The 11,953-nt window shown below is 65.7% G+C and carries 14 protein-coding genes; 8 read left to right on the plus strand and 6 right to left on the minus strand.

Going from position 1 to position 11,953, the window contains the following annotated elements; translation table 11 throughout:
* From ACE3RQ_RS08785 to ACE3RQ_RS08810, 6 genes are all read left to right on the plus strand, one after another.
* Entirely contained in the window at window positions 1-2,142 is a 2,142-nt protein-coding gene (locus ACE3RQ_RS08785; protein ID WP_374521592.1) for a 3-hydroxyacyl-CoA dehydrogenase NAD-binding domain-containing protein, read from the plus strand.
* Between the two features lie 19 nt (window positions 2,143-2,161).
* On the plus strand, window positions 2,162-2,905 hold the full coding sequence (gene fabG, locus ACE3RQ_RS08790; RefSeq protein ID WP_374521593.1) for a 3-oxoacyl-ACP reductase FabG: 744 nt from the start codon (window positions 2,162-2,164) through the stop codon (window positions 2,903-2,905).
* Between the two features lie 95 nt (window positions 2,906-3,000).
* The gene (locus ACE3RQ_RS08795; protein ID WP_374521594.1) at window positions 3,001-4,611 is read left to right on the plus strand and encodes an ATP-binding protein; all 1,611 of its coding nucleotides are present in this window, start codon (window positions 3,001-3,003) and stop codon (window positions 4,609-4,611) included.
* Window positions 4,608-5,000, plus strand: coding sequence for a response regulator (locus ACE3RQ_RS08800; RefSeq protein ID WP_374521595.1), 393 nt, complete (start codon window positions 4,608-4,610; stop codon window positions 4,998-5,000). Before ACE3RQ_RS08795 ends, ACE3RQ_RS08800 begins: the two co-directional genes overlap by 4 nt.
* 1 nt (window position 5,001) lies before the next feature.
* Window positions 5,002-5,616, plus strand: a complete 615-nt coding sequence (locus tag ACE3RQ_RS08805; protein ID WP_374521596.1) for a chromate transporter — start codon at window positions 5,002-5,004, stop codon at window positions 5,614-5,616.
* An 8-nt stretch (window positions 5,617-5,624) separates the two neighbouring features.
* Window positions 5,625-6,215: a chromate transporter gene (locus ACE3RQ_RS08810; protein ID WP_374521597.1), complete on the plus strand. Its 591-nt coding sequence runs from the start codon at window positions 5,625-5,627 to the stop codon at window positions 6,213-6,215.
* A gap of 3 nt (window positions 6,216-6,218) precedes the next feature.
* Here ACE3RQ_RS08810 and ACE3RQ_RS08815 read toward each other — a convergent pair whose 3' ends face one another.
* The 4 genes from ACE3RQ_RS08815 to ACE3RQ_RS08830 are packed head-to-tail and all read right to left on the minus strand — an operon-like array spanning window position 6,219 to window position 8,763.
* Window positions 6,219-6,554: a hypothetical protein gene (locus ACE3RQ_RS08815; RefSeq protein ID WP_374521598.1), complete on the minus strand. Its 336-nt coding sequence runs from the start codon at window positions 6,552-6,554 to the stop codon at window positions 6,219-6,221.
* Window positions 6,555-7,274: an NAD-dependent deacetylase gene (locus ACE3RQ_RS08820; RefSeq protein ID WP_374521599.1), complete on the minus strand. Its 720-nt coding sequence runs from the start codon at window positions 7,272-7,274 to the stop codon at window positions 6,555-6,557. It lies immediately after the preceding gene.
* A 5-nt stretch (window positions 7,275-7,279) separates the two neighbouring features.
* Complete coding sequence (gene rlmB, locus ACE3RQ_RS08825; RefSeq protein ID WP_374521600.1) at window positions 7,280-8,041, minus strand: 23S rRNA (guanosine(2251)-2'-O)-methyltransferase RlmB; 762 nt, start codon at window positions 8,039-8,041, stop codon at window positions 7,280-7,282.
* 29 nt (window positions 8,042-8,070) lie between these two features.
* Window positions 8,071-8,763 carry an ABC transporter ATP-binding protein gene (locus ACE3RQ_RS08830; RefSeq protein ID WP_374521601.1) on the minus strand — a complete coding sequence of 231 codons (693 nt, stop codon included), beginning with the start codon at window positions 8,761-8,763 and terminating at the stop codon, window positions 8,071-8,073.
* Window positions 8,764-8,812: 49 nt separating this feature from the next.
* Here ACE3RQ_RS08830 and ACE3RQ_RS08835 point away from each other — a divergent pair, with 49 nt between their 5' ends.
* Both ACE3RQ_RS08835 and mnmH read left to right on the plus strand, forming a co-directional pair.
* Complete coding sequence (locus ACE3RQ_RS08835; protein WP_374521602.1) at window positions 8,813-9,424, plus strand: arylesterase; 612 nt, start codon at window positions 8,813-8,815, stop codon at window positions 9,422-9,424.
* 6 nt (window positions 9,425-9,430) lie between these two features.
* The gene (gene mnmH, locus ACE3RQ_RS08840) at window positions 9,431-10,492 is read left to right on the plus strand and encodes a tRNA 2-selenouridine(34) synthase MnmH (RefSeq protein ID WP_374521603.1); all 1,062 of its coding nucleotides are present in this window, start codon (window positions 9,431-9,433) and stop codon (window positions 10,490-10,492) included.
* 25 nt (window positions 10,493-10,517) lie between these two features.
* Here the strand turns inward: mnmH and ACE3RQ_RS08845 are convergent, their stop codons facing one another.
* Both ACE3RQ_RS08845 and ACE3RQ_RS08850 read right to left on the minus strand, forming a co-directional pair.
* Entirely contained in the window at window positions 10,518-10,706 is a 189-nt protein-coding gene (locus ACE3RQ_RS08845) for a hypothetical protein (protein ID WP_374521604.1), read from the minus strand.
* 30 nt (window positions 10,707-10,736) lie between these two features.
* Window positions 10,737-11,921, minus strand: a complete 1,185-nt coding sequence (locus ACE3RQ_RS08850; protein WP_374521605.1) for a PLP-dependent transferase — start codon at window positions 11,919-11,921, stop codon at window positions 10,737-10,739.
* Between the last annotated feature and the right edge of the window lie 32 nt (window positions 11,922-11,953).

An 11,953-nucleotide genomic window follows, 5' to 3' on the forward strand; every position in this document is an offset into this window, starting at 1 on the left:
ATGAACACCATCCGCTACGAACTGCAAGACGGCATCGCCACCCTCACCTTCGACGAGCCCGGCTCGCCAGTGAACACCATGTGCGCCCAGTGGCAGCAAGACCTCACCGAGGTCACGGCCCGCGTGGTGGCCGAGCAGACGCAGATCCGGGGCATCGTGCTGGCCTCGGCCAAGAGCACCTTCTTCGCCGGTGCCGACCTCAAGGCCACCATGCGCCTGCGCCAGGCCGACGCCAGCGACGTCTACGCCGGCATCGAGCAGACCAAAAAGAACTTCCGCACCCTGGAAACCCTGGGCCTGCCCGTGGTCACCTGCCTCAACGGCGCGGCCCTGGGCGGCGGCTGGGAGCTGGCCCTGGTGGGCCATCACCGCATCGCCATCGACAACCCCAAGATCCAGCTCGGCCTGCCCGAGGTGACGCTGGGCCTGATCCCCGGCGCCACCGGCATCACCAAGATGACGCGCCTGCTGGGCCTGATGGGCGCCCAGCCCTATGTGCTGGAAGGCAAGCTGTTCAACCCGCGCCAGGCGCTTGACCTGGGCCTGGTGCACGAGCTGGTGCCCGACGCCGCCGCCCTGCGCGCCGCCGCCCTGGCCTGGATCGCCACCCACCCCAAGGCCCAGCAGCCCTGGGACGCCAAAGACTACAAGATGCCGGGCGGCACGCCGTCCAACCCCAAGATCGCCGGCATGCTCAGCGTGGCGCCCGCCGTGCTCAAGCAAAAGACGCGCGGCCTCTACCCAGCCCCCGAGGCCGCCTTGGCCGCCATGGTGGAAGGCGCCCAGGTGGACTACGACACCGCGCTGCGCATCGAAAGCCGCTACCTGGCCGAGATCATCGTGAGCCCGGTGGCGCGCAACATGATCAACACCTTCTTCTTCAACCTGAACGCCATCAAGAGCGGCAGCTCGCGGCCGGCGGGGGTGGCGAAGTACAAACCGCAGAAGGTGGGCATCCTGGGCGCGGGCATGATGGGCTCGGGCATCGCCTACGCCCAGGCCAGCCGCGGCATCGCCACCGTGCTCAAGGACGTGAGCCAGGAGGCCGCCGAGAAGGGCCGCGCCTACAGCGCCAAGATCACCCAGCCGCGGGTGGACAAGGGCAAGATGAGCCCCGCCGACCAGGCGGCGCTGCTCTCGCGCATCACGCCCACGGCCGATGCCGCCGCCCTGGCCGGCTGTGACCTCATCATCGAGGCCGTGTTCGAAAACCGCGAACTCAAGGCCCGCGTCACCCAAGAGGCCGAGGCGCAACTCGCCCCCGGCGGCTTCTTCGCCAGCAACACCTCCACCCTGCCCATCTCGGGCCTGGCCCAGGCCAGCCGCGCCCCGCAGAAGTTCGTCGGCATCCACTTCTTCAGCCCGGTGGACAAGATGCAACTGGTGGAGATCATCCGCGGCGCGCAAACCGACGACGAGACCATCGCCCGCGCCTTCGATTACGTGCAGGCCCTGGGCAAGCTGCCCATCGTGGTGAACGACTCGCGCGGCTTCTACACCAGCCGCACCTTCGGCACCTTCGTGATGGAAGGCGTGGCCATGCTGGGCGAAGGCATCCCCGCCGCCGCCATCGAAAACGCGGGTGTACAGGCTGGCATGCCGGTGGGCCCGCTGGCGGTGCTGGACGAAACCGCCCTTTCGCTGGCCGTGCACGTGCTCGACCAGACCCGCGCCGACCTGGCCGCCGAGGGCAAAACCCACCAGGCCACACCCGGTGAACTGCTGGTGGAGCGCATGGTCAAAGAACTCAAGCGCCCAGGCCGTGCCGGTGGTGGCGGCTTCTACGACTACCCTGCCGGTGCGCCCAAGCACCTGTGGCCCCAGCTCAAACCCCTGTTTGAGAAACCCGGTGTGGCCTGGGACGTGCAGACCCTCAAAGACCGCCTGCTCTACCGCCAGGCCGTGGAGACCGCCCGCTGCCTGGCCGAGGGCGTGCTGACCACGGTGCACGACGGCAACATCGGCTCCATCTTCGGCATAGGCTTCCCGGCCTGGACCGGCGGGGCACTGCAGTTCATCTACGGCCAGGGCATCGACGCGTTCGAGCGCCGCTGCGCCGAACTCGCCAGCGCCCACGGCCAGGGCTTCGCCTTGACGCCTGCCGTGATCGACGCGCTGCGCCAACACCAACCCGTTTACTGACCCACCCCATCACTTCACCATGCCCCGTCTCCAGAACAAAGTCAGCCTCATCACCGGTGCCGCACAAGGCATCGGCCTGGCCACCGCCCGCCGCTTCGCGCAAGAAGGCGCCATCGTCATCGTCTGTGACATCAAACCCGAGGCGGTAGAAGACGCCACCCGCCAGTGCCAAGCCCTGGGCGCCCAGGCAGCAGGCTTCGTGCTCGACGTGACCGACCGCGCCCGTGTGGACGAGGTGGTGAAACAGGTGCTGGATCGCTTTGGCCGCATCGACGTGCTGGTGAACAACGCCGGCATTACGCAAGACGCGCGGCTACAGAAGATGACGCTGGAGCAATTCGATCGCGTGATCGACGTGAACCTGCGCGGCGTCTTCCATTGCTCACAAGCCGTGGCCGACGCCATGGTGCGCCAAGGCAGCGGCGTGATCCTCAACGCCTCGTCGGTGGTGGGCGTGTACGGCAACTTCGGTCAGACCAACTACGCCGCCTCCAAGTTCGGCGTGATCGGCTTCACCAAGACCTGGAGCCGCGAACTCGGCCCCAAGGGCATCCGCGTCAACGCCGTCGCGCCCGGCTTCGTGGCCACCCCCATCCTGGGCACCATCCCCGACAAAGTGATCGCCGAACTCGAACACCGCGTGCCCCTGGGCCGCCTGGGCCAGCCCGAAGAAATCGCCAGCGTCTACGCTTTCCTCGCCAGCGACGACGCCAGCTACGTGAATGGCGCCGTGCTGGAGGTGTCGGGAGGCCTGGTGGTGTAAGCCAATCACCAGAACAGCACCCTTGAATTTTTGTATTTCTTAGGAACTACTTTTGATTTCGATGTGATAAAAAGGAATCCATTTTTTGGATTCCCATGCACTCCCCTCTCGATCCAAAGCACGAGGAGCGGCGCCTGGCCTTCTTGCACGGGCTTGGCCTTTTTGACAGCCTGCCCCAGGCAGCCTTCGACGAAGTCGCGGCCCTGGCCCAACAGGTCTGCCAGGCGCCCATCGCCCTGATCGGCTTCGTCGACAGCCATCACCAATGGTTCAGGGCCCAGCGGGGACTTGAGATCGACAGCCTGGCCCGCCACCAGTCCTTCTGTGCTCACGCCATCCAGGCACCAGACGGCGTGTTCGAGGTCGCCGACGCCCACCTGGATCCCCGATTCGCCGACACCCCACTGGTGGCCGGCCCGCCCAGCGTTCGGTTCTATGCCGGCGCGCCTATCGTGGTGGACGGCGACATCGCGCTAGGTGCCATCAGCGTGATGGACGTACAACCCCGTCGCCTGTCAGCAGAGCAGGCCGACACGCTTCGGCGATTGGCATCCCTGGTGGGACACCTCATCGCCCAGGCCCACGCCAAGGCCCAAAGCAGCCGCCAGGCCAACGAAGAACTCCTGGCCATGGTCACCGCAGGCCTGGACATGCTCGCCTTCATCGATTGCGACCAGACCTACCGCCACGTCAACCAGACCTTCCTTGACTACAACGGCTGCCGACGAGAAGACGTGATCCAAAAGACGGTGGCCGAACACATCGGCGCAGAACCATACGAAACCATGGTTCGCCATCACCTGGAGCGGGCGCTAAGTGGTCAACGGGTGCTTTACGACCGCAAGGCCTTCTTCAAGGGCCGAGGCCTGCGACACATCGAAGTGGCCATGCTGCCCATGAGGGACTCCACTGGCGCCATCTGCGGCATTGTCATGCGAGCCCATGACATTGAAGACCTCAAACAAAAAGAGGAACGCCTGGGACTGGTCGTGCGGCAGATGGAACAAAAGACACTGGAGCAACAGCGATTCATCCAGATCATTTCGCACGACCTGCGCGAACCCATCAACTCCATCAACAACTTCAGCCAGCTACTGGACGAGTTGTACCGCCCCTTGTTGCCCGATGACGGGCAACGCTACCTGGACTTCGTCCGAAGCGGCGTGCTGCGAATGCGAGACCTGCTGGATGACCTGCTGCACTACGTGCACCTGGACAACCACCAGCCCAAATCGATGCCGGTTGACCTCAATGGCTTGATGGCCGCCGTGATCGCCGACCTCGACTCGGCCATCAAGCGAAGAAACGCGATCGTCGAGGTTGGACCAATGCCCACGGTACAGGCCGACCCCACCCTCATGCGGCTGGCACTGCAGAACCTGGTGGCCAACGCCCTCAAGTTCGTTGCCGAGGGTGTGCAGCCGCGCGTCTGCGTGAGCGCCAGCTTCACTGACGGTGAGCACGCCATTCACGTCCAGGACAACGGCATCGGCATTGCGCCCGAACACCACCAGGCCATTTTTGGCGTGTTCACCCGACTGCACTCCCGCCGCCAATTCGACGGATCTGGCCTGGGCCTCTCCATCTGTCGACGCATTGTTGACCTGCACCAGGGCCGATTGCTGCTGACCTCCAACCCCGGACAGGGCAGCCGTTTTTCCATCCACCTTCCCGAGCCAGCCTTTGCCAGGAGGAGCATCGAATGACAACATCCGCCCCTCATCGCTTCATCCTCATCGATGACAGCGAAGCCGACAACCTGTTCCACAAGATCATGATCCAGCGAGCCGGCTTCGGCGGCGAGATCCTGATATTTGAAGACAGCAAAAAGGCACTCAACTTCCTTCGGACCGATGCCGAACCGGTGCCCACTTGCATCCTGCTAGACATCAACATGCCCGTGCTCAACGGGTTTGAGCTGGCAGAAGAAGCCACGCCGCTGCTCAAGGGCAAGCCAACGATGGTGGTGGTGATGCTGACCTCGTCGCATTCACCCGAAGACAAGGCACGAGCGCAAAGCATCGAGATCATTCAGGGCTACGTCAGCAAGCCCCTCACGGTGGCATTGGTGCGCCAAATGCTGCATCCTTCGTGACGTGACGTCTCAGCCCTCTTCCCCCTCCACTTCTTCCCCCACCCCTTCCTCCACCGCTCCGCGCTCCTGCCGGGAGCTTTTCCTGGCGTTTACGGTCCTCGCTCTGCAAGGGTTCGGCGGGGTCATGGCGGTTGTGCAACGTGAGTTGGTCGAGCGACGTCGCTGGCTCACCCAGGAACAGTTCATTGAAGACTGGGCCGTGGCGCAACTGATGCCCGGCCCCAACGTGATCAACCTGTCCATGGTGATCGGCGAGCGCCACTTCGGTTGGCGTGGCGCCCTGAGCGCACTGGCCGGCATGCTGCTGGCCCCGTTGGTCGTGGTGCTGCTGTTGGCGGCGCTGTATGGTTCGGTGGCCCATCACCCCACGGCCCAGGGCGCTCTGCGCGGCATGGGTGCGGTGGCGGCCGGCCTGGTGATCGGCACCGGCCTGAAGCTCTTGGGCGCGCTGCGCCACAACCCAATGGGGGCTCTGGCCTGCGCTGCACTGGGCACCGTCACCGCCGTGGCCATTGCCTGGCTGCGCTGGCCCATGACCACCGTCTTGCCCGCCGTGGGCACCGTCGCGGTCTGGTGGGCCTGGCGCGGCCTGCCCGACACCCCCTCCAAGCCCTGAGAAGACCCGTGCCCCCCATATCAGTTGATTGGCTGTCCCTGACCGGGCAGTTTTTGTCCCTGTCACTGCTGAGCATCGGTGGCGCCATCACCGTGGCGCCAGACATGCACCGCTACCTCGTCACAGAGCATGGCTGGCTCTCCGATGCGCAGTTCAATTCGTCCATTGCCCTGTCTCAGGCAGCCCCTGGGCCCAATGTGCTGTTCGTGGCACTGCTGGGTTTTCAGGTGGGCCTGAACGCCAACGCCGGGTTGGTGCCCGCCTATGTTTCCTGGGCCCAGGCCCTGGCAGGATCGCTGCTGACGCTCTTCGCCATCCTCCTCCCCTCATCGCTGCTGAACCACACCATCACCCGATGGGCCCACCGCAACCAGCACCGTCGAGCCGTTCGCGCCTTCAAACAAGGGATGGCCCCCATCGTGGTGGCCCTGATTTTGTCCACCGGCTGGTTGCTGGCCTCGGCCCACGATCAGCCGGCCACCGACTGGCCGCTTTGGCTGCTCACCGCAGGCAGCGCGGTGCTGGCCTGGCGCACCCGCCTGCACCTGCTGTGGCTGATCGGCGCTGGCGCGCTGCTGGGCGCAATGGGTTGGGTGTGACCCTCAGCGAGGGTTCTGGAAGAACAGCGCGTTGGTGTAGTCGCTGATCTCGAAATACACCCTCTTTTCGCCCGGGTCGGCCACGAAGTTGAGGTTCTCGTCGAGCACGCCATAGCCGTACCGGTAAGCGCGCGGCTTGCCGTCGTCGGTGCCCAGGGCGGTGCTGATCTTGTCGATCTTCAGGAAGCGGCGCACCAGCTTGTCGCCGGCGTACACCTCAAGCACACCATCGGTGCCGGTCCAGTTCTGGATCTCACGCCCAAGTTTGTTCTGTTGCTCCTGGGTGCAGGCGGCCAACAGGGCCAGGCCTATGGCGGCCAACGTCAAACGAAACACCATTCAGTCCTCCAGCAACAAAGGCAAACATTGGGCCGCACGTTCGCGCACCTGAGCATCGGCCAAACCATCTAGGGCACTCGGTTCCGGGTTGACGATGACGACGCGGCTACCGGCCAAATGCGCCTGGTGAACCAGACCTGCCGCCGGGTACACCTCGCCCGAGGTGCCCACCACCAGCATCAAGTCACAAGATTCGGCGGCCGCCTCGGCGGCCATCAACTCGGTCTCGGGCAAGGCCTCGCCAAACCACACCACAGCGGGGCGGCACCAGTTGCCGCAGGTGGCGCATCGCGGCGGTCGCCCCGGCTGGGGTGGCCGCCTGTTGCAACATGGCTTCGGATCGTCCAACCAACGGTCAGTGCACAAGTCGCCATGCAGGGCCAACACGGTGCTGCCGGCGCGCTGGTGCAGGCCATCCACATTCTGGGTGATCAGGGTCATGCGCCCGGGGTGGCGGGCCTGAAAGGCAGCCAGTGCCCTGTGCCCTGCATTGGGCTCAACGCCAGCCAGCGCCTGCCGCCGCTCGGCGTACCAGTCCCACACCCGCTGCGGGTGCGCGCGAAAGGCGTCTTCGGTGGCCAGCTCGCGGGGATCGAAGCGAGCCCAAAGGCCCGTGAGGGCATCGCGAAAGGTGGGCACGCCAGACTCGGCGCTGACCCCGGCACCGGTGAGCACCGCGATGGAACGGGCCTCGCGGATCCACTGGCGCACAACGTCCATGGTGGTCAGCTGCGCTGGCGCAGCGCCTCGTAAAGACACACACCGCTGGCCACCGACACGTTCAGGCTCTCCACTGCGCCTCGCATGGGAATGCTGACCAGCTCGTCGCAGGTCTTGCGCGTGAGTTGGCGCATGCCCTGCCCTTCAGCGCCCAGCACCAGTGCCACCGGGCCGCGAAGGTCCACTTGGTAAAGGGTTTTGGGCGCGTCGTCGCTGGTGCCGATGATCCAGATGTTGCGCTCCTTGAGTTCGTTGAGCGTGCGCGCCAGGTTCGTCACCATGAAGTAAGGCATGGTCTCGGCAGCGCCACTGGCCACCTTGGCCACGGTGGCGTTGATGCCAGCGGCGTGGTCCTTCGGCGCGATGACCGCGTGCGCACCGGCGCCATCGGCCACGCGCAGGCAGGCGCCCAGGTTGTGCGGGTCGGTCACGCCATCCAGCACCAGCAGCAAGGGCGCGTGGCCGGTGGGCTCGAGCTGGTCCAACAGGTCATCCAGCGAACGCGCCTGCTCGATGGGGTGCACCAGTGCGGCCACGCCCTGGTGGCCGTGGCTGCCCGCCAGCTTGGCGATGCGCAGGCTGTCGGCTTCAATCAGGCGAACGCCAGCCTCGCGAGCGCGGTCGAGGAACTGCCGCATGCGGGCGTCCCGCCGGCTAGGGTCCACATAAATTTCAATGACGGAGGCGGGGCTGGTCTTGACGCGCACGCCCACGGCATGAAAGCCGAACAGGACCTTGGACGCAGACGGGTTTTTGGGCGATGACATGCGCGGATTATCCCCGCAGCCCGCGCCCCTCAGGCAACAGCGGACGGGCTGATGTCGGCCACCTTGCCCGCCGCGATGGTGATGCGCCGTTCGCAGCGATCGGCAATGCCCCGGTCGTGCGTGACCAGCACCAGCGTCGTGCCCTGCTCGCGATTGAGTTCGAACATCAGTTCCATGATGGTGTTGCCGGTGGCGAAATCGAGGCTGCCCGTGGGCTCGTCTGCCAGCAGCACCGTGGGGTGCACCACAAAGGCCCGGGCCAATGCCACGCGCTGCTGCTCGCCCCCCGACAAGACCTTGGGGTAACTGGCCAGTCGCTCGCCCAGCCCCACGCGCTGCAGCATCTGCGTGGCGGCCAGCCGGGCATCGCGCCTGCCGGCCAGTTCCAGTGGCAGCATCACGTTTTCCAGCGCGGTGAGGTTACCCAGCAGCTGAAAGCTCTGGAACACGAATCCCACCTTCTGGGCGCGCAGCGCAGCCCGCTGGTCTTCGTCCAGCGCGAACAAATCGACCCCGTCGATGTGAACCGTGCCCCGGGTCGGCGTGTCCAAGCCGGCAATGATGGACAAGAGCGTGCTCTTGCCCGAACCCGATGCACCCACAATGGCGGCGGTTTCCCCGCGCCGCAGGGTGAAATCGATATCTCGCAGAATCGTGAGCGTGCCAGTCGAGTCGGTCACCGACTTGAACACATGCTGCACGGCAATCATCACATCGGTCATGAACAGCTTCTTCAGGTTGAATCGACGCCACTGTAGCGCCCTCTTGTTGATGGGTGCCCTTGCCCTGGCTGGGCCGGTACCGGCCGCCTCCGCTGCACCTCCGGTGGTGCTCGTGGTGGGCGACTCGCTCAGCGCCGAGTACGGCCTGCAGCGCGGCAGCGGCTGGGCAGCCCTGCTGCAAGAGCGACTGAACCGCGAAAAAGTTCAAGCCCGCGTGGTGAACGCCAGCGTCAGCGGCGACACCACCTCGGGCGGGCGGTCGCGGCTGCCCGCACTGCTTCGCCAACACCAGCCCAGCGTGGTCATCATCGAACTGGGCGGCAACGATGCCTTGCGCGGCCTGCCCATGAGCACCACCCGCGACAACCTCGCCGCCATGGTGCAGGCCAGCACCACGGCCGGCGCTCGTGTGCTGCTGCTGGGCATGGAAATGCCGCCGAACTATGGCGCGCGCTATGCCCAGGAATTTCGTGACGTGTTCACCAGTGTCGCGAAGCAGGGCAAGGCCTCGCTGGTGCCCTTCTTCCTGAAGGGTGTGGCCGACTTGCCCGACCCCACCAAGCTTTTCCAGAACGACCGCATCCACCCCAATGAGCAAGCCCAGCCGATCATGCTGGACAACGTCTGGCCCGCGCTGCGGCCCCTGATTGGGAAACGATAATCGGCCATGCCTGTTCACACCCTCAGCGCCCCAGACGCGCTGGCCCGCCTGGGCGAATTCGACACCGTCATCGACGCCCGCACCGAAGACGAATACGCGCTGGACCACGTGCCCGGCGCAATCAACTGGCCCACGCTGAACAACGCCGAGCGCATCACCATTGGCACGCTCTACAAGCAGGTCAACCCCTTCGAGGCCAAGAAGCGCGGCGCGGCCCTGTCGGCGCGCAACATCGCGGCGCACATCGAGCGCGAGGTCATCGACAAGCCCAAATCGTGGCGCCCGCTGGTGTACTGCTGGCGAGGCGGCAACCGCAGCGGGGCACTGGCCACCATCCTGGGTGCCATTGGGTTTCACGTCACCCTGGTCGAGGGCGGCTACAAGGCCTGGCGCGCTGCGCTGGTCGATGACTTGCCTGCCCAGGCCGCGCGTCTGCATTACCGCGTGGTGTGCGGCCCCACGGGCAGCGGCAAGACCCGCTTGCTGCAGGCGCTTCGCGCGCAGGGTGCACAGGTGTTGGACCTGGAAGACCTAGCCAATCACCGCAGTTCGGTGCTGGGCCACCTGCCGGGCCTGGAACAACCCAGCCAAAAGCGCTTTGATTCGCTGATCTGGGAAGCGCTGCGCGCTTTTGACCCGGCCAGGCCCGTGTTCGTGGAGAGTGAGAGCAAAAAGGTGGGCAATGTGCGCGTGCCCGACGCCTTGATCGAGGCCATGCGACAAAGCCCCTGCATCGATCTGCAACTGCCCGAGGACGAGCGCGTGGCCTTGCTGATGGAAGACTACGACTACTTCGTGCGCGACCCGGAACTGTTTTGCCAGCGCCTGAAGGCATTGGTTGAGCTGCGCGGACACGAGGTGGTGAATGGCTGGATCGCCTCAGTGCAGGCCGGCCGCGTGGCCGATGTGGTGCGCGAGCTGCTCACGCTGCACTACGACCCGGTGTATGCGGCCTCGATCCGCCGCAACTTCACCCAATACGACAAGGCCCTGCCCTGCACCCTGCCCGACCGTTCGGCCCAGGCACTGGCCGAGGCGGCCGCGCAGCTTTTGCGGCCCGCCACCTGAGGCGGCAAGCACGGGATCAGGTCGGTCAGTCGCTGCTGCCGTCGGCGCTGCCGGCCGATTCCGAGGCGCCGGCCGGCTGGTCGCCGGCATCGGCCTGGCCCGGTTCTGGGTCATCGTGCTTGCGCGCGGCCTTGGCGCGCAACTTTTCTTCTTTCTTCTGTTTTTTGGCCAGCTCGCGCTGGCGCTTTTCATATCCGTAATTGGGGGTGGCCAAGGGGATCCTTTGTTAGGAAACGACAGGGAATCAGGCGCCCAGATTGGGCCAGGCCTGTAACAGATCGGCCTTGAGATCGGCAAGCGCCTCAAGTCCGACGGCGAAGCGTACCAGACCCCCCCGATGCGGCCAAGTGCGGGTGCGAATGGCCGCCACGTCATAGGGCGCGCACAGACTGATCGGGCCCGCCCAGCTCCAACCCAGCCGGAAGCAATGAAGGGCATCCAGAAAGGCGTCGATGCGAGCCTGAGGAATGTGATCCTGGAACAACACGCTGAACAGGCAGGCAGCGGCCCGCGCGTCGCGGCGCCACGCGTCGTGGCCGGGAGAGCCGGGCAAGGCCGGGTGCAGCACGCATTCAACGCCCGGCTGAGTCTGTGCCCAGGCGGCCAACTCGCGCGTCGCCGTGTCCTGCGCGGCGTAGCGCAAGGCCATGCTGCCCAGACCGCGCAACACCAACTCGGCGTCGTTGGCGCCCACGCCCAGCCCCAGGCGCATGTGCGCCAGCAACACATCGCGGTGCAGCGATTCGTCGCGGGTGACGACAGACCCCATCAGCACATCGGCGCCGCCGCTGGGGTATTTGGTCAGGGCCTGCATGGACACGTCCACGCCGAGATCAAACGCATTGAAGGCCAGGCCCGCGCCCCAGGTGTTGTCCAGCGCAGTGACGACGGGTCGCTCGCGGCCGGCATTGGCTTGTCGCACCACCCCCACCAGAGCGGGCATGTCAGGGAACTCCAACGTAATGGAGCCCGGCGCCTCAATCCAGACGAGCCGTGTGGACGGGCCGATGCGGGCGGCCAGATCGGCCGGGTTCAGCGGGTCGTAGAAGGCGTGGGCAATGCCCCATTGGGCCAGCTCTTTCACGGCAAACGCCTTGCCTGGGCCGTAGGCGTTGTCGGGCAACAGCACCTGATCGCCCGCGCGCAGAAAGGCCATGTCCACCAGCGTCAATGCCGACAGTCCGCTGGGCGCCAGCACGCAGAAGCGACCGCCCTCCAGCGTGGCGATGCGCTCCTCCAGCGTGAAGGTGGTGGGCGTGCCGTGCAGCCCGTAGGTGTACCCACTCTTGTCCATCCACTCCTGCGTGCGCAGGGCCTGGACGTTGGGGAAGAAGACGGTGGACGCCTTGTGCACCCCCGGCGCCATGGCCTCAAAGCCCTCTGGCGGGCGGTAGGGGTGGTGGATGAGCTGCGTTGAGATGTCGGTCATGGTGCGTGGCCCGCCAGCTTGGGGTCACGCCA

The sequence above is a fragment of the Hydrogenophaga sp. genome (genome assembly GCF_041913525.1).
Lineage (GTDB): Bacteria > Pseudomonadota > Gammaproteobacteria > Burkholderiales > Burkholderiaceae_C > Hydrogenophaga.